This window comes from Xenorhabdus doucetiae (assembly GCF_000968195.1).
Lineage (GTDB): Bacteria > Pseudomonadota > Gammaproteobacteria > Enterobacterales > Enterobacteriaceae > Xenorhabdus > Xenorhabdus doucetiae.
Genome location: NZ_FO704550.1, coordinates 1,765,746 through 1,788,517, shown reverse-complemented (window position 1 = coordinate 1,788,517; position 22,772 = coordinate 1,765,746). Strand labels below are relative to the sequence as shown.

The 22,772-nt window shown below is 44.5% G+C and carries 12 protein-coding genes and 2 pseudogenes; 1 reads left to right on the top strand and 13 read right to left on the bottom strand.

Going from position 1 to position 22,772, the window contains the following annotated elements:
* Positions 1–320: 320 nt before the first annotated feature.
* On the bottom strand, positions 321–8,312 hold the full coding sequence (locus XDD1_RS08255) for an AMP-binding protein (RefSeq protein ID WP_231854503.1): 7,992 nt from the start codon (positions 8,310–8,312) through the stop codon (positions 321–323).
* Positions 8,313–8,899: 587 nt separating this feature from the next.
* Here XDD1_RS08255 and XDD1_RS08245 point away from each other — a divergent pair.
* Positions 8,900–9,884: pseudogene (locus tag XDD1_RS08245) on the top strand (IS30 family transposase).
* A 129-nt stretch (positions 9,885–10,013) separates the two neighbouring features.
* Here the strand turns inward: XDD1_RS08245 and tnpA are convergent.
* From tnpA to pheS, 12 genes and pseudogenes are all read right to left on the bottom strand, one after another.
* Positions 10,014–10,442, bottom strand: a pseudogene (gene tnpA, locus XDD1_RS08240) (IS200/IS605 family transposase).
* Between the two features lie 194 nt (positions 10,443–10,636).
* The gene (locus XDD1_RS08235) at positions 10,637–11,122 is read right to left on the bottom strand and encodes a C40 family peptidase (protein WP_045973406.1); all 486 of its coding nucleotides are present in this window, start codon (positions 11,120–11,122) and stop codon (positions 10,637–10,639) included.
* A 72-nt stretch (positions 11,123–11,194) separates the two neighbouring features.
* Entirely contained in the window at positions 11,195–11,590 is a 396-nt protein-coding gene (gene arnF / locus XDD1_RS08230) for a 4-amino-4-deoxy-L-arabinose-phosphoundecaprenol flippase subunit ArnF (RefSeq protein WP_045970270.1), read from the bottom strand.
* The gene (arnE, locus tag XDD1_RS08225) at positions 11,587–11,937 is read right to left on the bottom strand and encodes a 4-amino-4-deoxy-L-arabinose-phosphoundecaprenol flippase subunit ArnE (RefSeq protein WP_045970267.1); all 351 of its coding nucleotides are present in this window, start codon (positions 11,935–11,937) and stop codon (positions 11,587–11,589) included. The genes arnF and arnE overlap by 4 nt, the downstream gene beginning before the upstream one ends.
* On the bottom strand, positions 11,934–13,595 hold the full coding sequence (gene arnT, locus XDD1_RS08220; protein WP_045970265.1) for a lipid IV(A) 4-amino-4-deoxy-L-arabinosyltransferase: 1,662 nt from the start codon (positions 13,593–13,595) through the stop codon (positions 11,934–11,936). The genes arnE and arnT overlap by 4 nt, the downstream gene beginning before the upstream one ends.
* A gap of 7 nt (positions 13,596–13,602) precedes the next feature.
* Positions 13,603–14,496 carry a 4-deoxy-4-formamido-L-arabinose-phosphoundecaprenol deformylase gene (gene arnD, locus XDD1_RS08215; protein ID WP_045970263.1) on the bottom strand — a complete coding sequence of 298 codons (894 nt, stop codon included), beginning with the start codon at positions 14,494–14,496 and terminating at the stop codon, positions 13,603–13,605.
* A gap of 54 nt (positions 14,497–14,550) precedes the next feature.
* On the bottom strand, positions 14,551–16,536 hold the full coding sequence (gene arnA / locus XDD1_RS08210; RefSeq protein ID WP_045970261.1) for a bifunctional UDP-4-amino-4-deoxy-L-arabinose formyltransferase/UDP-glucuronic acid oxidase ArnA: 1,986 nt from the start codon (positions 16,534–16,536) through the stop codon (positions 14,551–14,553).
* Complete coding sequence (gene arnC / locus XDD1_RS08205) at positions 16,533–17,513, bottom strand: undecaprenyl-phosphate 4-deoxy-4-formamido-L-arabinose transferase (RefSeq protein WP_045970259.1); 981 nt, start codon at positions 17,511–17,513, stop codon at positions 16,533–16,535. Before arnC ends, arnA begins: the two co-directional genes overlap by 4 nt.
* Positions 17,514–18,659: a UDP-4-amino-4-deoxy-L-arabinose aminotransferase gene (gene arnB, locus XDD1_RS08200; RefSeq protein ID WP_045970258.1), complete on the bottom strand. Its 1,146-nt coding sequence runs from the start codon at positions 18,657–18,659 to the stop codon at positions 17,514–17,516.
* A 404-nt stretch (positions 18,660–19,063) separates the two neighbouring features.
* Positions 19,064–19,360 (bottom strand): integration host factor subunit alpha, encoded by a 297-nt coding sequence (gene ihfA / locus XDD1_RS08195; protein WP_038233943.1) that lies wholly within the window; start codon positions 19,358–19,360, stop codon positions 19,064–19,066.
* Positions 19,361–19,364: 4 nt separating this feature from the next.
* Entirely contained in the window at positions 19,365–21,752 is a 2,388-nt protein-coding gene (gene pheT, locus XDD1_RS08190) for a phenylalanine--tRNA ligase subunit beta (RefSeq protein ID WP_045970254.1), read from the bottom strand.
* Between the two features lie 14 nt (positions 21,753–21,766).
* Positions 21,767–22,750 (bottom strand): phenylalanine--tRNA ligase subunit alpha, encoded by a 984-nt coding sequence (gene pheS, locus XDD1_RS08185; protein ID WP_045970252.1) that lies wholly within the window; start codon positions 22,748–22,750, stop codon positions 21,767–21,769.
* Positions 22,751–22,772: the final 22 nt, after the last annotated feature.

Here is a 22,772-nt window from a genome sequence, read left to right as displayed (position 1 = left end):
TAATTTCAAAAATAAATATTACGAATGTAACAATTTATTTTTAATAAAATATACAAAACATGTTAATTTCACAGAATTAACATAATAGAAAAAGATGTAAACACATTTTATCAAGTAAAAAGAAACAAGAGGTAGTGCTAAATTCATAAATACATATCATTATTTCCCATATGATAACTAATATTTATTATGCACATCGACTATTCATAGACAAAATCGATATTTTTAATATCTATCTTTCAGACTATCTTCATTAATGTCTTTCATCAAAAGCCGGACTTATCCAAACAATCTGGAAGAGTCCGGCTTTATTCGTTTCCTTAATTCCCTGTGGATTTGCGTCGTCTGTCTGCCAATCTACTTTTTCCTGATTGGAACGAGCGTTGTAAATGCCCCTGGGAAGACACTTTATCCGATATGGATGTCAATTCCGCTTCATTTACCTGTCCACATGACAATTGGTCCTGTTTAATCCAGTTTGTAAAGGAGGCAATAGTCGGATGTTCAAATAAGGTGGTGACTCGAACTTCACGATTGAATGCCTGTTGCAGCAGGGACTGCAATGTAATTATCTTTATCGAATTGCCACCGGCTTCAAAGAAATTCGTTTCCGTCCCCACCCTCTCATTTTCAAGGACTTCCTGCCAGATCGCCCGCACTTTTACCGCCGCCGGATCTGCCAGCAATATATGATCTTCGACGGGTTTTGCTTGCAATTGTTGCGCCGCATTTTCCTGTAAACTCTGACGATCAATCTTACCGGTAATGGTGCGTTTAAACCCATCAACAACCACAATGAGTGAAGGAAGCCAGGTGTCCGGGAAGTTACGCCGGATATGTTCTCTCACTCGGGATTCCAGCAATGCAGGTTGTTCCATGCTATCGACAAAAAGATGCCATTGACGTTTTCCTTTCGATGTCGTCGCAGGCAATAAACAGCTTGATTTCACCGCGTCTAATGTCTCAACCACGCGCTCCAATTCACGAGGCTCTATGCGAACACCGTTCACTTTTATCTGATCATCAATTCGTCCCAGATAGCGAAAACCTGTTTCACCGGAAAAAGTAACCATATCGCCAGTACGATAAAAAGGATGCCGGCTGTAGTGCGCCAAGTATTTCGGCGTAACAAAATACTTGGCGGTTTCAACGGGATTAGTCGTATAGCCACGGGCAACCGCCTTGCCTCCCACCCAAAGTTCACCCCGAACATTGGCAGGCAATGGCTTACCAAAGATATCAGCGCAGTAAGCGATAACATTTTGAATTGGCCACCCAATGGCAACTTCCGTCGCCAAGGATTGTTTGGCACTCAAGCAATCCACCGTTGTCTCACTCGGGCCATAATGGTTGCTCACCGCATACCCTTGTTGCAGCAAATCATCCCTAAGGCGTTTAGGTAATTCTTCACCCCCGAATATCCACAATCTCATGGACGGAAAGAAGGGTGCGTCTTGAATAAGCTGCGAGATAGCACCGGGGATAAAGTTGATTAAGGTGATGGATTCAGATTGCACCAGTTCAATGAACGCTTGTCTCTCCAGTAATACATCGGGAGATGGATAAATTAACGTCGCGCCAACAACAAAACTAGCAAATAAATCCTCCACACTGGGATCGAAATTCAAATCAGTCAGCCCAAGCACTCTATCAGCCGCTGTCAGCGCAGTTTCTTGAATAAACCAATCCAACAGGTTGGCCACTGACTCATTGCGAATAGAAATTCCCTTCGGAGTCCCCGTCGTTCCTGATGTGAAAATGAAATAGAATTCATCTTCAGGTTGTCGGTTAAGCCATAAAATGGGTTTATCTTCGGTTGGCTGTAAAATATTTTCCTCAATATCCAGCAACAAATAATTTGTCCCTGCGCCAAGCTCCTGATTAAACGCAGTCCCACACAAAACAATGTTGCAATTCGCAAAGTCCAATAATTTTTTCTTGCGTTGCAAGGGATCTTTCGGATTGATATAGCAATAGCTGCCACCGCTGAACAAGATCGCCAGTATTGCTTGAGTCGATAACAAGCCCTTCTCAAGATGAACAGCCACTCGGTCCCCAGGAATAAAACCTGATAACCGTAATCGTTCCTGTACCGCACTCATCGCCTTCAGTAATTCACGATTACTGATTTTATGCTGGCCGTCGATCAAACTGATTTCCTGGAGAGACCCGCCAAGGCGTTGATAAATTCCTGTCAGCAGCGAATTAATATCCGGGGTGTGTTCATTGATCTCTCCCATGCTCAACGAGGTTTTTTCCGGCTCTTTTGCATTCAGCTTTAAAAAGAGATCTTCAATCAATGTATCCGTCATGCTGTTAATCAGATCTTCTGCCAAAGATTCAAAGGCATTAAACGCTGTTTTTACCGAGTCCAGCGCGCCCTTAAACATCTCTCCGGTACTTAGTTCCACCAGCCATTGTTCCATGCCGGACACGGTTAATGTCAAACCAAAATGCGTCGTTTCTTCACTGTATAAATCCGTCAGGAATGCACCACAACTGGCATCTTTCAATGACGCATCAATGGGATAGTTATCAAAAACAACAATGGAATCATACAGTTCATCATTTATTCCCGCTTCCTCTCGGATTAACAAAGGCGGCGTTTTTTCATATTGTTGCGCCTGTTGTAAAGCCTGGAAAACAGAACGCAAAGCGGCTTCTGTATTCCACTGACCTTCAAGCGTCAAGATAAGGGGAACGGTATTAATAAATAAACCTAAAGGCTGACGATCAACACCTTGTGTCAAAGCTCTTCCTCTGCCGGAGAACGTGCATCCCAACGAAATCGTTTTCTGGAATGTGAACTTAGCCAGTGTCAATGCCCAACACAGGTAAATAAAACTGGCCGGAGTCACACCCGCACGATGGCAAAGTGACTCGATCGCGACTCTACGCTCCTCGCCCCACAGACTGTTTACACAGAGCCTTTCATTTGTTTTTCTTGCAACTTCATTCTGCTCATCGGCTCGGAACAGGGGTTCTGCCAGTAGTTTTGTCGTTGCAGAAGCTTCTCCGTTAGGCAGGCGCTGAAAAACGTCCCGCCAGTATTCGCGGCTGTGTATCAACGCTTCCGGGCTTAACCCTTGCCAAAGTTGTTGTGAATAACTCCGTGTATCCAAAGGCACAATTTTTTGCTGACGCAATCCTTGTAACCACAGAGAAATCAACAATGAACTGCTCCAGCCATCCATCAGAATATGGTGGAAAGAGAAAGCCAGACTTAACGTTCCCGCATTGACATCATGGAATCCGACAATACGAAAGACTTCTTTATTCAATTCAAAAGGCGTGGCCTTGGAGTATGCCAGCCAATCAAGGCAACGCTGTCTGCATGACAGGTACGGCGTTGTCGAGTCAACACGAACATATTCGAACGGAATGCGAGGCAAGGCGTAGATAATCTGATGAGGAATACGAATACCTTCCCAGACAAAAATCGACCTTAAAGCAGGTTGTGATTGCTGTATATGCTGCCATACCTCAAGCAGCGTTTCTTCATCGGCATTCACCTTCACACTAAACGCCACGCCAATGTGATAAGCGCTATTTCCATCTTTTAAAGCGTGAAACAATAACCCATTCGCCTGAGGTGTTGCTTCCAGCAATTCTTCAAGATAATTATTGTCGAATGTCGTATTCGTTGAATCAATAACCGTTTTCAAAGCGCCCTTAATGAGGGGATCAAATTCCGACTGAGCAAGCTGACAAAGCGGAAAATCGGCAGGAATCAATGGTTGTTCCGAATAATGTTCAACCTGTAGATCTCGCAATACATTATTTTGAGTATCACACCAAGCCAATAGCTTTTCGTTCAATTGTGCTAAGTAATGATGAGCATTATCACTGTCAGCGTCAGGCATACCCAACTGCAATTCAACCAATACACCGCCGGATTCAAGACAATCACGAATCAGGATGTCAAAGTCAGCCGTACTCTTTTCATCCGGATGCCGGAAACCACCCGACAAAGTTTGATCCAAACTGAAATGGCTCCACGTTCTGCTCCCATCTAACCCGAAGCCAATATCGTTAATGCAAATCAATGGTCGTTTTCCGATGTTATTCAGACCGAGTTGCGCTTCCCAGCTCTGCTTATCTTCATACAGACCCGACTTTAAGATCCGTAAAAAAGCGGTTTGGGAACATGGCGCTGATGGTTCTACAGGCACCTCAAGCGTCAACTGATTAAAACCGGTAAACCAACCCACCGCACTTGCCATTTCAGCGTTCCAGGCAGTCGGTATTCCGGCTTCAGAGAATAGACGGCCGTGATTTTCTAACAAAACGACAGGCTGTGAAGGCAATATTCCGTTATCCTGCATAACCTCCATCAAAGCAGCCACAATCAATTGCGAACGTTCAGCCTTAAAACGCTGTTCAATCAACTTAAAATCATGACTACAAATTGACAATGCCAACGTCACAGGAACAGCCGCAGGGTGATGAACGGTGTTAACGCATGGCGCATTGCCCGCACTAGAGGCATGTTCACTTAACCATTTGCCCCACAGGAAGGCACCTTGTTCTTCGGCTGCTGCCTTCACCGTATCGTGCTGGGATGCAGTTTCATGGATGGCTTGATCCAGTTCATCCAATAAGAAAATCCATGAATGCACATCACAAATAAGGTGATGACAGACCCAAATCAGATAATTTTTTTGTGAAACTGCATCAAATACAACTGCCTGTACACTAGGTTGCGCTTCCAGACTCACCTGACTTTGTAGTTGATTCAGCCGGTCTTCAAGCGATTCACCGGATGCCAGCGTTTCACCTTCTGTCAACATATCACTGTCAGGTTTTGACGGTTCGAAATAGAATTCAGTCAACGCCTGATTTGCTCTCAAGGAAAAAATTTTATGCTTTGCTTTAACAGCTGAAATAGCTGCATTTATTTCCTTAACAGAGAGGACAGATTTCAATTCGAGTACCATTCCCTGCTGCAACCGATTGCTATATTTAAAACCTTGTTGCCGGAACCAACTGACGCTGGGTAAGTCTCTAACCCAGTTCGCTTCTGTTTCTTCTGATATTGCCGAATCAGTGGCGTCTTTTTCCGACTGATCAATACAGGCCTTTTCAAGTACAGAGCCTAAAGAATTCAACGTTAACAGTTCACTTGCACTAATTCGGATACCTTCTCTGGTTAACAGTGCGACGAGTCTGATGGCTTTGATCGAGTCGCCTCCCTGCTCTAAAAACGACGTGGTGAAATCGACGGATTGTGGCCAGATAGGTTTCAGAAACTCTGCGTTCAACCAGACAGGAAGCTGATAGCTGCCCGCTACTTTCTGGCCTTGTTCATTAACCGAACTGAACAAAGAAGAACCACTTTCCATCAATTTTGTTTTAGCCGCAACAGCTAAGGCGACTGTGTCAACTTTACCATTGGCATTAATCGGCCAGGGCTGAACAACACAATACAACGTTGGCATCCAGGCATCAGGGATTTTTGCTTTCAAGCGAAGTTGAAATTCAGAATTGTCATGGGGTATAGGTTGGCTACTGCACAAAGCAATTGTTTCATATTTTTCAATGCCATCACTTTCATCAACGACCAATTTCAGTGCTTTCAGCTTCCAACTGTCATTATCGTTCCTATCAAGACTGACCAGTATGTCCTCTACCGCCTTCTCTATTTCCGCCGGATGAATCCGATAACCACGCACCTTAAATTCATCATCAATACGCCCAAGACAATGGAATACACCTTGTTCATCCTGTAACCCTAAGTCGCCGGTGCGGTACCAACGACTAACGTCATCAACACTATGCACAAATTTTTCTGTTGTCTGGGCAGCATTGTTGAGATATCCATCAGCCAGTACAGGGCCTCCAATCCAGATTTCTCCTTTAAATCCACGGGGCATCGTTTGCCCCCACGAATCTTTGACTGCTATCTCTGCTTTGCCCAGCGCCTGACCAATAGGCATCACCGCCGCGTTTATCTTATCGTTTCCGTCAAGATCGCTTTCTTCCCTGCTGATTGAATATATACAGCATCCCACTGTTGTTTCTGTTGGCCCATATTCATTAATCACTTTGCTACCAGCGGGAAAATAACTTAGGGCTTTCTTCACCAAAGAGGTGGATAAGTTTTCTCCGCCTACAATAAACGTTAACGGATGACTTCGCACAGGACTGTTTTCAATCAGCAGTGAGAGGTGTGATGGAGTGCATTTAACGCTGGTTAATGACTCATCAGCGAGCAGGATTTGCAACAGTTCAGGATTATCACGAATATCTTGTTCATGAGCCTGGATAAAACCACCGGATAAAACAGGCACCAGAAGCGTTGTTTGTGTTAAATCGAAACCAAAGGAGGTAAATAAAGGTGCGTTGAAGGGGGTTTCCGCAGCATAAACTTCCTTCGCCGCGAGTGCATAATTTGCCAAAGAAATCGGGGAAATCACCACACCTTTAGGCTCTCCCGTCGAGCCAGAGGTATACAGGATATAAGCAGGGTTATCGTGGATGGGTTCTGTCCCATTTTCTGCACTTGATGCAATTTCAAACCCTGTTTTATCTAAAGCTGTTTTACCTAAGGCTATTTTATCTAATGGAATGGGTAATAAAGGTAAATTCAGCATTTTTGCAATGCTATTGTCCACCTCTGTGTAAATACAAAGAGATGCCCCAGAATTACAGGCAATAGCCGATAATCTGGCTACAGGCATAGTAGGACAAACGGGAACCACGGTAATATTCTCAATCAGACATGCCAGATAAGCGAGGGTGATTTCAGGGGTACGTCTTCCCACAATGAAGACTGGGCCGTGTGTATCATGCCCGTTGAACCTATCACGCAACTTTAACCTGAACTGGTTAATCCATTGCAAACCCTGACGATAAGTCACAACATCAGCCGCCTGTTTGAATAACAGGTTATCGGCATAACACTCAAACGCATTGTATAAATGAACGCCAATCGGCGTTGTTGAAGGCGCTTTCCAAGAATCGGTTTCTTGCCTGTTTTTAATTAATTGTTTCTGTTCCGTTTCTTGTTGTTCTGCTTCTTGTTGTTCTAATACGGCGAAGGCGGCTTCCATTACATAATCAGTGACTATTCGTAAAAATTCGTGACACTGTTCTAATGACCATATCCTGCGGAAATCGGCTTCAAGCTTAAAATCCCCTTCTTCAAAGCGATCGTGAATATGTATTGTCGCGAAAAGTGCCTCTACCGCTTGCATGTGTTCAATCGATACTTCTGCGCCTAAAACATCTTTCCGAAATATACCGGTTTGGTAAGAAACCCCAAAAGCGGGAGTAATCCTCTTCCAATCCTGTGACGCAAACTCACTCCAGCGAGCACCTGGTGCATAACGTGAATGAGCCACAGCTTTTTGCAAATGTTGTTTAAGAGCATGATAGCAATCCACCACGCCCTCACCCGTTTCACGAAATACAGGAATTAAAACAGGTGCCACTGCCATAGCGGCGGAACGTTTCTCTTCACTACTCCAACGGTTGAGCATAGGCGCCTGTAATAAAGCCCCGTTGCCATCTTCAATGACCATTTGCGTATAGGCGACAGCCGCGAAAAACAATCTAAAAATAGAGCCGCCCGATTTTTTAAACTGACGCAAAGTATCGTTGTGGGTTTCACTCAGTTTGTAATGTACACGTCTGGATCGGGGCGTTAATGTACGATAATCACCAATCGGGTACCGACACAATATTTTGTTGGCATTGGATGATTCCGGCCCGTCAGATTTCAGCCCATCAGATCCCCACCCGTTAATCGTGCTGTCACTAAAAATACTCCGCCAATATATTTCATCTCTTTGCCTGCGCCGGGAGTTTTCATAATTTTGTTCTCCTTCAGCATTAACCGAAAATAAAAGAGGTTCCGTATTCGGCTCTGCTTTCTCCAGTGTCCTCATCAGATGTTCTATCAGTACTGAAAACCCTTCACCATCCATAGCAGCATGATGAGCCTTAATAAACCATCCTGTTTGCCCTTGTTGGAAATGCACGGCAAAAATTCGCACCGGCGTCAATGACAAATTTTCTTTTATCAACATTTGGCGGTCTGCCCAACTCTCAAAAGCCTGTTCAGAGTCCGGGTAGTTGCTGAAATCGACTTGGACTACTTCGGAATGGGGTGTTAACCGACGTATGCCATGCCAATGTGTTGCCAAATCATTCATTTCTACATTATCAGTCTCAAAACCGATGTGAAATATATCCATTGAGTTCCGAACAGTTTCAGCTGCTCGCACGAGTCCATTCAGAGGAATGCTTCCATTTAAACGCACTGCAACACCCAAATAAAACGGACAGCCAGTCAGATGAAACGCTTCCATTTTGAAAACAGCTTGCTGTGATCTTGACAACTCAAAAATCGTCTTCTTCATGGTTTAAATACTCGTTTTGGTGAAGAGCAGACACTACCTATGCTTGATGCAATTTCACTATCAGGGTTTAACGATCAAGGTCTAAAGATCAAGGCTTAAGGCGTTTCATTTAATCATCGTAAAAAATGCCCAATACGGTTCCAATAACATCCAGATACACACTGATGAAAATGCAATATTTCAAAAAAATAAAGCAGGGAAATAATAAATCCATCTTGATGGTACAACAGATATATAAAGTTAATACCAGTTATTATCTTTATAAAGGATGGTTTTTATTGCAACTGAGTTTTTTCATCTCCCTTGATATAAATGAAAATTTTTGCTTACCTTAATTAACAATACTGCCAAATAAAACACAAATTATCATTAATGGACTCCATTACCCTGCAATCATAATTTGTTGCTCCCTGACAATTTAATGACACTGACATTTTTTATAACAAACCATCTTGGATTCGCATAGTAAGTGCAATTTCTAAGAAAGGCGGTCAGTTGCTATAGTAGGCATCTTTCTCGCCAAAGGAAAATGCACTATGGCCTATACGCAACTGACCGAAACAGAAAGATACCAGATTTTCGGCTTAAAAGAAGCCGGTTTTACACAACGTTTTATTGCAACGTCGCTTAATCGGGCCCCATCAACAATTAGCCGGGAATTGAGACGAAACCGGGAAGCCGAGAAATATGAACCTGAACAAGCTCAGCGTAAAGCATTAGAACGCCGTCATTCTAAGGTAAAAGCCGTAAAAATCACGCCAGAGATAACAAAGTGGATAAAACAGTTAATTTGGCAAGATTTAAGTCCGGAACAAGTTGTGGGTTATCTCAAGCGGGAAGCGAAAATCTCTTTACATCATGAAACAATTTATCGATTGATTTATAAAGATAAAATAAATGGCGGTGATTTATGGCAACATCTTAGGATAGCGAAAAAACCGTATCGTAAACGCTATGGAAGCCATGAGCACAGAGGAAAAATTAAAAACAGAGTCAGAATTGATAAGCGCCCAAAAATTGTTGATAAAAACAACGTATTGGGGATTGGGAAGGGGAACTATCGTTGGGAAAGAACGTAAAAATGCCTTATTGACTTTAGTTGAAAGAAAATTCTTTATTACAATCATCATTTAAACTTGAAAAAAAAAAAACAAAAGGGGTTGCCAAAGGGGGCAACAAAAATTTTTTAAAATATAAAAACATAAAGTTAAAACAATTACCTTTGATAACGGACTCGAATTTGCCGAACACGAACGGATCGGTAAAAATTTAGAGACAAAAATTTATTTTGCTCATCCGTATTCCCCTTGGGAAAGAGGGATAAATGAGAACATAAATGGATTAATCAGAGATTACTTCCCAAAAGGAACCGATTTTAATAAGGTATCAGAGCGGGAGGTTAACCTTGTGGCAAACCGACTAAATAATCGACCACGTAAGACACGAGATTATAAAACACCGAATGAGTTATTTACAGGAACCCCAACTCATTTACTTCGTTCATTACGGTGTTGCGCTTAATATGCGAATCCAAGCATATTATTTTATCCTTTACCAAAAAAACACATAACTCACTAACCCATCGACTAAAGTCGGTGGGTTAGTGATTAACGGACTGAAAGTCCGAATACGCATCGGCTCAACGATGCGTCAATTATCCAGCCTGAAATTATCATTCGGGTTTGGTTCAAAATGATGCTCCAGATAGGCCTTTATCATCTCTTCCGTTAATTGGCCTACCGTCGCACAAAAATAGCCTCTGCCCCAAAAATGCTGACCCCTGTAACGCTTTTTCAGGTGAGCAAACTCTTCAAACAACTTGTTCGCTGTCCTTCCCTTTATTCGCCTCATGATTTCTGAGGGCGCTAAGGTCGGAGGACAACTCACCAGTACGTGTACATGGTCTTTGCTTACGACTCCTTCTATTATCCTGATTTCAAACGCTTCACATGTCTGACGAACTAACTCTCGTACCCGTAGGCCAACTTCACCTATCAGTACCTTGTATCTGTATTTCGTTACCTACACGAAATGATACTCAATCTGAAATACCGTGTGGCTGCCATATCTGTAATCCATATTGCACCTCTCGTGTAACAGAGTATCACAGCTAAAGCTGACCGACTAAAGTCGGTAGTTTTAACCTTTCATATGGAAAAATAAATCCATTTCTTTCAGCCATAGATTAAATAATCTCAACGGGCTGAAAACATCAAAATAGATGCCATATCCCATAAAAGTGATTATTCAGAATTTTTATGATGGAACCGAAGTTAAATCCTGCGAGCTTGCCAAAACACACGACGCCAATAGACATTATCCAGAGAAGAACGTATGACGCCTTTACTGGTGGATGCGTGAATAAACTGATTATGAGTATCATAAATACCCACATGCAGCCCACTTTTTCCACTGCCCGTTTTGAAAAAAACCAAATCCCCGGGCATCAGATCATCTTTACTGATCCGGGTGCCTATTGCGGTCTGTTCATGGGTTGTCCGGGGAAGCCGGATATTAAAGCGATCATAAAAAGTTCGGTAAACAAAGCCAGAACAATCGATACCGCGTCTGTCCATGCCACCATAGTGATATGGCGTACTATGCCATTGTTCAAGTTGATCTTTTAACTGGGCGATAACCATTATCGGATCAGAGAGAGCGGTTTTCAACGCAGGCGAGTTAGGCTGAGAAACCGGGTTGGTACAACCAATGAGCAAGAAGCTCAGTAATAAACATAGGTGCCTTATTCTTATTGCCATGTGCTTTTCCTCAGCCATTATCTTTCCCTTAACCATCATAGATGGAAACCACAAATTTTACCTAAACCATTATCAATGAGATCGCTTTGTTTCCGGTCTGCTGATTAACCAAACACCCAATAAGATGAAAAAAACACCCAACGTTTTTAACAGGGAGAGCGTTTCATTGAACCAAGGCAATAACGCCGCCATTAAGTAAACAAAAACATAACTCAAGCTGATAATAGGATACGCTTTATTCAATGGCAGGTATTTCAACGCGAAAAACCAACATAACATCGATAGCACATACCCCGCCAATCCTGCCATCATCATCAGCAAAGAATTATGATTTGCCCAAAGCCAACCAATGTCCAGCCAATGCATGGATAACGAAAGTTCCGGCAGACGGGCAACGCCCCATTTCAATAACAACTGCGCAACCGTGATCAGCAAGACACTTACCATGCCCCAAAGGTAACCTTTCATTGACTCAAACTCATCAATAAGATGCCGAACATAATGGCACAAACTCCCATCCAGTGCTTTCGCCCCACCTTTTCCTGGTATAAGAATTGTCCAACTAACGTCACTATGACAAAGTTTATACTAAGCATAGGGTAAGCCATGCTCAGTGGCAAAAATTGCAATAATCGCAACCAAAAGACCATCCCCGTGCCCAACAGAAGAATAGCACCAGACAACCATATCGCCACAGATATCTTTTTATGCGGAGTCTCTTTTTTCTGCCAACAAATAACGGCTTGCTTCTGGCATAATTGCCCCGCGCAAGTGAGTAAGCTCACCAAAATCAATAAGAGGATATTGCTGCTCATGGCTGTTTCTTATAAGTCACAAGCACGAATCTATGGTTACGGCGCACAAAATCTGGCTCCGGCAATTCAGATAGTTCACCTTCTGAGGGTAATAGAAAAACAACCGCTACCTGGCCTTTTTTGCGTGCTTCCGCCAGCCATGCAGGAAATGCTTTTTCTGTGATATAGCGGTATTGGCTATCAGGATAAGCAAGCCCATATTCTAATTCTCCCTGACGATCAAACAGATAAATATCACTGCGTTTTAATTCCCACGCAATCGCCGCCCCCACCCCCACAGATTGTGTCAAAATATATTTACTGTCAGCCAACGCCTTTTCGTTTTGTTGAATAAAATGCTGGGGAAGTTTGGAATTTATGGTACTGTCAGGCAATGCACTGCCTATAGACAGGTTGAGCACAATCGAACAAGCGGCGGCCCATAGCCAATGTTTGCCGTCGTGAATGAAACACAGATAACCTATCCCGCCCCAAGCGCCAAAGGCAATAATGCCCACAATCCATTTCAACCATTCGTCGGGCTGATAAAGTGCGGGAGACTTTACGGTTTCCAGAATAAAAAGTACCAGAATGGCCAGTAACCCGATGAAGACATTCACCAGCCCATTCATTTTTAACACTTTTATGTTGCCATTTTTAACACAATCGACACCATATTTTGCCATCATCACGGCTAAAGGGCCGATGAAAGGTAAAACGTAAGTTGGCAATTTGCCTTTTGCGATACTGAAAAACACCAATGGAACAACAAACCAACAAAACAAGAAAAACATTTCCGGATGACTTTTTTTCTCTTGCCAGCTTTTGAGTAAGGCACCTGGCAATAATCCTAACCACGGGATCACGCCTAAGATCACGATGGGCAGGTAATACCAAATAGGTGCAATATGTTGCGCGTTGTCAGAAGCAAAGCGCTGGATATGTTCTACCCAAAAAAAGTAATGCCAGAAATCCGGCTCACGCAAAGCAATCGCAATCACCCACGGCAGGCTGATCAAAACAGCAAAAATCACGGCAAGGGGGCCAAAACGAACCATTTCCCAAAAGCGTTTCTGGTATATCGTGATGGGTATCATCGCAATCACAGGCAGCGCCAAGGCCAGAAAGCCCTTCGTCATAAACGCCATGCCACAGGTCAACCCCAGCACAGACCATGCCAAAACGCGTTCTCGGATCGTCACTGCCTTAAGCGCCCAAAAGCAGCTCACGATCCCGGCCGTCATCCATAAAGAAAACATCGGATCAAGAACACTATAAGTCCCAATAGAGAAGACGATGAACATGGAAATGTAAATCAGGCTGGAAACAAACGCCGTCTGGCGGCATTGCCACATCATCATGGCCAAACGATATAGAAGCCATGCGCTGATTAGGATACTGAACACGGAACCAAAGCGAACAGCAAAATTATTGTCACCAAAAATCCACTGGCTGAGGTTGTTGATCCAATAGCCTGCCGCGGGTTTTTCAAAATAGCGGAGACCCAAGAAGTGAGGCACAACCCAATCCCCACGTTGCAGCATTTCCCGGCTGATTTCAGCATATCGGGTTTCATCCGGCTGCCATAACAGGCGACTGTCCAGAGGCAGTAAGTAAGTAAGAATAAAAAAAAGAGCCATCAGCGCGGCTCCCACTTTATTCATCCGAGTATTTAACATAACTGTGTTATACCTCTTGTTGGCAACCTAACCAGCCCTCACGACCAGGAAAATCCGAACGAACCACTTTCCCAACAGGAAGCGTACTTCTATCTTCCGGTAACAGATGACTTAATTTACAAAACTGAATATCTTGCTGGTGCAGCATGTCCAGCAATGCCTCAAATTGTGAAGACTTCGACATGCCTTCGACTTCGGTGTGGATCGTATAAACAGGGACCCCGTGATCATTTTTAATCGCGCCAAGGATAAAGTGATTAAAATCTGCATCGCTGACTTGTGTGCCAACAACTTCATCATACGTCGGTAATGTGACAGGAATTTGTACCGTTCCCATTTTTCCATCCGGCAAGAGCGGCCTGAATGGGCGGGTTCCCCGGCAATCGCTGTTGTAATCAAAACCAAAATGTTGTTTAACCGCCAGCACGCGCTCATCTGCCCGCCAACCCGCAACGGCTGAACAGATCACGGCTTTCCCGGTGGCTTTTTCCAAGGCATCAATGCCTAATTTGACTTGTTCTGCTAACTCATCCGCCGACCAACGCCCCACGTTTGCCTGCCAACCCTGATGATCCCAGGCATGTAAACCAATTTCATGACCGGCATCCATAGTTTGTTTCATCAGGTATCCGAGATTTTGGGCGATTTTTTTTCCCGGCCAGGCAGTACCCGCCAGCAAGATATCCAGACCATAGAGAGACGCTGCATTTGATCTCAGCATTTTCCAGAAAAATTTCGGACGCAGCAGGCGCCATAAATGACGCCCCATGTTGTCCGGGCCAACACTGAAAAAAAAGCTGGCTTGAATATGGTGCTTTTGTAAAATCTCAAGCAACCGTGGTACACCTTCCTGAGTCCCCCGGTAGGTATCCACATCAATTCTCAAACCCACTTTCTTCATAGGTTATTCCCGCTCTCTTTCCGGTTTTTTCATTGCCGGTTCTCTCATTGATAGTTAGTTTTTCCCTTTGGATTCTTCAATGGCGCCACGAAGAAAGAAATCCAAGGTTTCATCAATGGTTTGCTTCATATCAATGGTGGGTTGCCAACCTAACAGACGCTCGGCATTTTTAATGCTGGGTTTACGGTGCTCAACATCCTGATAACCTTGCCCATAGTAACTGCTGCTTTCAATTTTCTTGAATCCGGCAAATGGGGGGAAATGCCCGCGTAATTCATGTTTCTCAAAACTGTCCAACAGCATTTCAGCCAACTGGCGAATGCTCGCTTCATTGGTTGGATTACCGATATTGATGATTTGACTGTCACATAGCCCATCCCGGTTTTCGATGATCCGAAACAGCGCTTCAATGCCATCATGAATATCTGTGAAACAACGTTTTTGTTCACCCCCATCGACCAGTTTAATCGGGGAGCCTTCCACCAGGTTCAAAATCAATTGGGTAATCGCCCTTGAACTCCCAATCCGCGCGGAATTGAGGTTATCCAGCCTTGGCCCCATCCAGTTAAATGGACGGAATAAAGTAAATTTCAAGCCCTCTTTTGTGCCATAAGCCCAGATAACGCGATCAAGCAATTGCTTAGAGACCGAATAGATCCAACGCTGTTTATTAATCGGCCCGACAATCAGGCGCGACGTATCTTCATCAAATTCCTTATCATCGCACATCCCGTAAACTTCAGATGTCGATGGGAAAATGATCCGTTTATGGTATTTAACACAATAACGAACAATTTTAAGGTTCTCTTCAAAATCCAGTTCAAAGACGCGCAAAGGATTACGGGTATATTCAATCGGGGTGGCGATTGCCACTAATGGCAGGATGACATCACATTTCTTGATGTGATATTCAATCCATTCCGTATGGATGCTGACATCCCCCTCAATAAAGTGAAAGCGGGGATTGCCAATAAATCGCTCAATCGCCGAAGAGCCAATATCCATCCCGTAAATGTCATAATTGCCATCACTTAACAAGCGTTCAGTCAGGTGATTACCAATGAATCCATTGACGCCCAAAATCAGTACACGTTTACGACGACTGACCTGCGTGGTTGCTTTAGGGCCAACATAACCCCCGGCCACAATGCCCATCTCAAGCGCTAACCGATGACCTTGCACATAAAGCCCGGACTCGCCTTGCCCGCTGATAATTTCTAACGCGCCATCACCACAGGCAATCACAAAGGGATCAGTCGAAATAACGGTGCCGGGACGTTTGTCATGGGACAAGTTAAGCGGCCGTGAACGCCAAATCGTCATTTTACGTTCACCCAGAAAAGTAAATGCGCCGGGGTATGGCTCGGTCACTGCCCTGACCAAGTTATTGATCTCTCTGGCGGATTGATGCCAGACTATTTCGCCATCTTCCGCTGCACGGCGGCCAAAATAAGTGGCCTGATTTTCATCCTGTGGCGTTGATGGATAATGGCCTGATTTTATTTGCGGCAGAATGTCATCCAATAATTCAACTGCCGCTTTGCGTATTTTTCCATGTACGATCAGGGAAGTATCATCTTCATCAATCGGTACGGCCTGTTGCGCGATAATATCGCCTGCATCCGGTTTCTCCAGCATTTTATGCAGTGTGACGCCGGTTGTGGTCTCGCCATTGAGTACTGCCCAGTTAACCGGAGCACGGCCACGATATTTCGGCAACAAAGAGCCATGCAGATTAAATGCGCCCTTTTCCGCCAGAGACAAAATCTCCTGACTCAGCATATGACGGTAGTAAAAAGAGAAAATGACATCGGGTTTCATCTCACGAATGCGTTCAACCCACAGCGGGTGATTGACATTTTCTGGCGCAAACACCGATAAGCCCAAATCAGCGCCAAGACGTGCCACAGAAGAGAAAAAGTGATTTTCATTTGGATCATCGGTATGAGTAAATACCGCCTGAACATCAAAGCCCGCTTTTACTAATGCATTAAGTCCGACACAACCAATATCGTGATAGGCAAAAATAACTGCTTTCATTCGCTTTCTTCCTGATTGTCGTTGGTCTTCTCAACTCCGACCACTTTTTGAATAAAATAACGCGGGCGAGCACGAACATCGTTATATATCCGGCCAATGTATTCACCCAATAATCCCATTGCGACAAACTGTGCCCCGATGAACATGAAAAGAATGGCAAACAGGGTAAACACCCCTTCGGCAGCCCACATGGAGCCAAAGATTAGACGCAGGGCAATCAACAATACCGCCAGCAGGAAACCGGTTATGGCAATGATACTGCCCGCGACACTCAATAATCGCAGTGGTGCCGTTGTTAAGCATGTCAGAAGGTCATACATCAGGTTGATCAGTTTCATAAAACTGTATTTGGAATCGCCAAACTCGCGCTCTGCATGGGCGACATCAATTTCTATCGTTTTACGGGCAAAGGTATTGGCAAGGATGGGAATAAACGTACTGCGTTCATGACATTGAAGCATCGCGCGCACAATGTGGCGTCGGTAGGCGCGCAACATGCAGCCATAATCCCCCATCGAACGCCCCGTCGCCTTGGTGATCATTGCATTGATTATTTTAGACGCGGTTTTACGGAACCAGGAGTCCTGACGATGAGCACGACGTGTTCCCACGACGTCATATCCCTCTTCAGCTTTTTTGACTAAACGGGGAATTTCTTCCGGCGGATTTTGCAAATCCGCATCAAGGGTAATGACCAGATCACCGTCAGCTTGATGGAAGCCCGCCATAATGGCTGAGTGTTGCCCATAATTACGGTTAAGCAAAATCGCAATCACATGATTTTCTGGCAATTCAGCGGCCTGAGTTAAGATCTCGGTAGAGCTATCACGACTGCCATCATCAACCAAAATAACTTCGTATTGCTGTTCCAGTGTTTGGCATGCTGCGAGCGTTCTTTCCAATAACCGGGGTAAACTTTCTTCTTCGTTGTAAACAGGAATAACGACGGAAACTTTTTTAATTTTCTCAAATGTCACTTATTTATGCTCCGAAAGAATTTCAGTTATCGCATCCACGACACGATCGACATCGTCATTGCTCATGTCCGGAAAAAGGGGTAATGAACAAAGTGTTGATGAATTCCACTCAGATACAGGCAGGGAAAGTTGTGGATAACGCTCACGATAATATTTCTGTGTATGTGCGGCTCTGAAATGCAAACCCGTGCCGATATTTCTGTCCTTTAGGCGTGCCATAAAAGTATCACGGTCAATACCGCAGATATTTTTGTCAACACGTACCATAAAAAGATGGTGGGAATGCACATGCTGATATTCAGGCACTTTCAGCATTTGCAAAGGTGAATCAATAAGCGCAGCAGAATACCGCGCTACCAGCGCCCGGCGACGCTCATTCATTGATGCCAGTTTGCCCAGTTGCACAACCGCCATCGCCGCATGAATATCTGACAGGTTGTATTTAAAGCCCGGCTCAATCACTTCTGCCTGTGGTTTCCTGCCCTGAATTTGTCTGTCAAAAGCATCAACCGCTAATCCATGAAATTTTAAACAACGAATTCGTTGGGCAAGTTCATCATCATCTGTAACAAACATGCCGCCTTCGGCACAGGTCATGTTTTTAATGGCATGGAAAGAGAAGATTGCCGTCCCCCGCTCTCCGACCCATTCATTTTTATAACGCGTACCGACAGCATGGGCTGCATCTTCAATCAAGGGGATATTGGCTTTCTGAGCCACGGCGCGAAGCGCGTCAAGATCACAAGGCGCTCCCGCATAATGAACAGGAATAATCGCTTTGGTTTTTGGGGTAATCGCTTGTTTGATTGTTTCTGCGCTGACCATCAAGGTATCACGGTCAACATCAACCATGACAGGTTCAGCACCCAACAAACAAATCATATTGAGGGTGGAAACCCAAGTTTGGGAAGGCGTAATGACTTCATCGCCAGGGCCGATGTTTAGCGCCAACAAAGCCAGATGCATTCCCGCAGTCGCAGAGCATAGGGCAATAGCATGTTTGCACCCAAACATACGAGAAAAATCTTGCTCTAACTGATGGTTTTGCGGGCCTGTCGTGATCCAACCTGAGTGTAGAACTTTCTCTATCGCTTCAATCTCTTCACGGCCAATCGCTGGCCGGGAAAATGGCAAAAAACTCTCCATAACCGCCTTATGCCTTTTGTCCCAAATTGTTTTATAATTGATCGATTCTAAATGATGATTTTTTAACAAAACCTCAACGAAAAACAAATTTCGGTCAACCAAACACCAAAAGCAAACAGCAAGCAATGATTATGGCGGATTTCACTTATAGAAATTATACGCGGCTGACCCTCCATAATTTATAGCTGGTATTTCTGAGATGTCCAATATTTACCCCAAAAAACTCTGATAAATTTTGTTTTGTCATGACATTTTGTGGCATACCAGATACTAACCATTTTGCATGCGAAAGCAGCCAGACTTCTGTCGCCTGTTCATACGTGTGGTCAAGATTAGCTTTCCATTGGACACAATGGGAGATAAAAGATAAGAAAAAGACCGCAAGATGCGGCCTTTTTGTGTATTTATTCTTTGGGTAACGCTTTTTCCACCCTATTTTTCAGTTTTTGCCCAGGGCGAAAAGTGACAACACGGCGAGCCGTAATCGGAATATCTTCGCCTGTTTTCGGATTACGGCCTGGACGTTGATTTTTGTCTCGCAAATCAAAGTTGCCAAATCCAGATAACTTCACTTGCTCCCCATTCTCCAAAGAACGACGCACTTCTTCAAAGAACATTTCTACCAGATCTTTAGCGTCACGCTTGCTAATACCCAGTTTTTCAAACAGATTTTCTGACATTTCAGCTTTAGTAAGCGCCATAAGTTCAGTCCCTCAAGGATGCTTTGAATCGCTGTTCTAATGCAGCAACGCATTTGTTGACGGTCGCAGCAATTTCTTCTTCTTCCAGTGTACGCACGGTATCCTGCAAGATTAAGCTAATAGCAAGGCTCTTGTAGCCTTCCGCGACACCTTTACCACAATACACGTCAAATAAGTTTATGCCAACTATATGATTTATGCCAACTTTCTTACATTCAACCAGAACATCTTCTGCGGCTACATTTTCAGGCACAACAATGGCGATATCACGGCGGTTAGATGGGAAGCGAGAAACTTCCTTCATCTCAGGGATTACGCGGTCTACCAGACAGGTCCATAATAACTCGAATACCACGGTACGGCCGTTTAAGTCAAGTTTACGCTCCAATTCTGGATGAACAACACCTATATAGCCAATGTAATTATTTTCCAGATAAATCCCAGCACTTTGTCCGGGATGTAAAGCAGGATGTTCTTCTGCCTTAAAGGAAATGTTAGATAGTTTACCTGTCAGTTCTAAAACAGATTCTAAATCACCCTTCAAATCAAAGAAATCAACTGGATTTTTTTCAATCGACCAGTGCTCTTCGGAACGGTTTCCTGCAATAACACCAGCAAGCATCAATTCCTGACGAATGCCATGTTCTGCATTTTCATCCGGCACAAAACGTAAGCCTGTCTCAAATAAGCGAACACGGTTTTGCTGGCGGTTTTGGTTATAGGCGACCGTCGTCAATAACCCTGTCAACAGGGATAAGCGCATTGCAGACATATCCGCCGAAATGGGATTAGGCAGGATCAACGCGTCTTCCTGTGGGTGCAGGCATTGCTGAACTTTAGGATCAACGAAGCTATAAGTAATGGCTTCTTGATAACCTCTGTCCACCAGCATGGTTTTCACCCGTTTCAGTGGTAAATCAGCTTCACGATGTGAAGTCATTATCAAATCTGCACGCACTGGCACATCAGGAATGTTGTTATAACCGTAAATACGGGCCACTTCTTCAACAAGATCTTCTTCGATCTGCATATCAAAACGCCAGCTAGGCGCAACCGCCTGCCAATGACCATTCTGGACAGTAACCTGACAACCTAATCGGGTCAGGATATCTGTGACTTGTGCATCAGCAACATGATGACCAATCAAGCGATCCAATTTATTGCGAGTCAGCGTTATTGCTGCTGGTTTTGGTAAGTGGGATTCGCTGGTCGCATCAACGATTTCCCCGGCTTCTCCGCCACAAATGTCGATCAATAACTGAGTGGCATATTCCATCGCTTTACGTTGAAGCTGTGGATCAACACCACGTTCAAAACGGTGGGAAGCATCAGTATGTAAACTATAACGACGAGCACGACCGGTAATGGCCAACGGTGCAAAAAACGCACTCTCCAGCATAATATGCTGTGTTTCTGCATTAACACCAGAATATTCCCCGCCGAAAATCCCTGCCATAGCAAGTGATTGCTTTTCATCAGAAATCACAAGTGTTTCAGCAGAAAGTTCGGCTTCATTACCATCCAGCAGCGTGATTTTTTCGCCTTGCTCAGCAAAGCGAACAATAATTGAACCATTCAGACGTTCCAAATCGAACGCATGCAGTGGTTGGCCTAATTCGAGCAAAACATAATTGGTAATATCAACAACCGGATCGATGGAACGAATACCGCCACGACGCAGTTTTTCACGCATCCACAATGGCGTGGTCGCCTTGACGTTCACGTTCTTGATCACACGCCCCAAATAGCGCGGGCAGGCTTCAGGAGCGTCAACGCGAATCGGGAATGTTGCATCTGTCGTTGGTTTAACCGCTTCTATCTTCGGTTCTGTCATGGACAATTTATTGATAACCGCAACGTCACGGGCAACACCCATGATGCTCAGGCAATCGGCCCGGTTTGGTGTAATGCTGATTTCAATCGCGTTATCGTCCAATTTCATATAATCGCGCAAGTCAGCACCAATCGGGGCATCTGCCGGCAGTTCGATAATGCCATCCTGATCGCTGGCAATACCGAGCTCAGAAAACGAACACAACATGCCTTCTGACGGCTCGCCGCGCAATTTCGCTGCTTTAATTTTAAAATCGCCCGGTAACACCGCGCCGACGGTAGCGACAGCGACACGAAGCCCCTGACGGCAATTAGGTGCACCACAAACAATGTCCAACAGGCGTTCGCCGCCGACATTCACTTTTGTCACACGTAATTTATCTGCATTTGGGTGTTGTCCACACTCAACCACTTCACCCACAAACACACCGTGGAATTGACCGGCCACGTTTTCAACACCATCAACTTCCAAACCCGCCATGGTGATTTGTTCAGACAATGCTTCACTACTAATGGCTGGGTTTGCCCACTCGCGTAACCAGAGTTCACTGAATTTCATGAGATATACCCGCCTTATTTGAATTGTTTAAGGAAACGCAAATCATTTTCGAAGAATGCACGCAAATCTGTAACACCATAACGCAGCATGGTCAGACGTTCCATTCCCATACCAAAGGCAAAACCAGAATAGACTTCTGGATCAATACCCACATTACGCAATACGTTAGGATGCACCATGCCACAACCCAATACTTCTAACCATTTCCCATTCTTACCCATCACATCAACTTCTGCAGAAGGTTCTGTGAACGGGAAATAAGAAGGACGGAAGCGTACCTGCATATCTTCTTCGAAGAAGTTATTCAAAAAATCATGCAATGTGCCTTTCAGGTTGGTAAAGCTGATATTTTTATCAACGATCAGACCCTCTACCTGATGGAACATTGGCGTATGTGTCTGATCGTAATCATTGCGGTATACACGCCCTGGTGCAATGATGCGGATGGGTGGCTGACGCTCTTTCATGGTGCGGATCTGTACCCCAGAAGTCTGGGTACGCAGCAAACGTGTCGCATCAAACCAGAAAGTATCGTGATCAGCACGCGCAGGATGATGAGCAGGAATGTTCAGGGCATCAAAATTATGATAGTCGTCTTCAATTTCTGGACCCGATTCAACTGAAAAGCCCAGCTCGCCAAAGAAAGTTTCAATACGTTCAATCGTGCGGGTAACAGGGTGCAATCCGCCGTTTTCCATACGACGGCCAGGCAATGAAACATCGATTTTTTCTGCGGCCAAACGCACATTCAGAATATCGGCTTCCATCTTTGCCTTGCGCACATTCAATGCTTCTTGCACTTCTTGTTTTGCCTGATTAATAACAGCCCCTGCCGCTGGACGTTCTTCGGCTGGTAAGTCACGCAGCGATGACATTTGGAGGGTTAAATGGCCTTTTTTTCCCAGGTATTCAACTCGCACCAAATCCAACGCGGCAACATCCTGGGCTTCTTCCACGGCTGCTTTTGCTCTTGCAACCAGCTCAGTAAGATGTGACATCGTTTTCCTCTTCCTTTGGCCA

Bases quoted from the DNA above. Each gene is read 5' to 3' on its own strand.
- arnD (WP_045970263.1), bottom strand. From the start codon at position 14,496: ATGAAGAAAGTGGGTTTGAGAATTGATGTGGATACCTACCGGGGGACT.
- ihfA (WP_038233943.1), bottom strand. From the start codon at position 19,360: ATGGCGCTTACTAAAGCTGAAATGTCAGAAAATCTGTTTGAAAAACTG.
- XDD1_RS08235 (WP_045973406.1), bottom strand. From the start codon at position 11,122: ATGGCAATAAGAATAAGGCACCTATGTTTATTACTGAGCTTCTTGCTC.
- pheS (WP_045970252.1), bottom strand. From the start codon at position 22,750: ATGTCACATCTTACTGAGCTGGTTGCAAGAGCAAAAGCAGCCGTGGAA.
- arnF (WP_045970270.1), bottom strand. From the start codon at position 11,590: ATGAAAGGTTACCTTTGGGGCATGGTAAGTGTCTTGCTGATCACGGTT.
- arnE (WP_045970267.1), bottom strand. From the start codon at position 11,937: ATGAGCAGCAATATCCTCTTATTGATTTTGGTGAGCTTACTCACTTGC.
- arnA (WP_045970261.1), bottom strand. From the start codon at position 16,536: ATGAAAGCAGTTATTTTTGCCTATCACGATATTGGTTGTGTCGGACTT.
- arnB (WP_045970258.1), bottom strand. From the start codon at position 18,659: ATGGAGAGTTTTTTGCCATTTTCCCGGCCAGCGATTGGCCGTGAAGAG.
- pheT (WP_045970254.1), bottom strand. From the start codon at position 21,752: ATGAAATTCAGTGAACTCTGGTTACGCGAGTGGGCAAACCCAGCCATT.
- arnT (WP_045970265.1), bottom strand. From the start codon at position 13,595: ATGTTAAATACTCGGATGAATAAAGTGGGAGCCGCGCTGATGGCTCTT.
- XDD1_RS08255 (WP_231854503.1), bottom strand. From the start codon at position 8,312: ATGGAAGCGTTTCATCTGACTGGCTGTCCGTTTTATTTGGGTGTTGCA.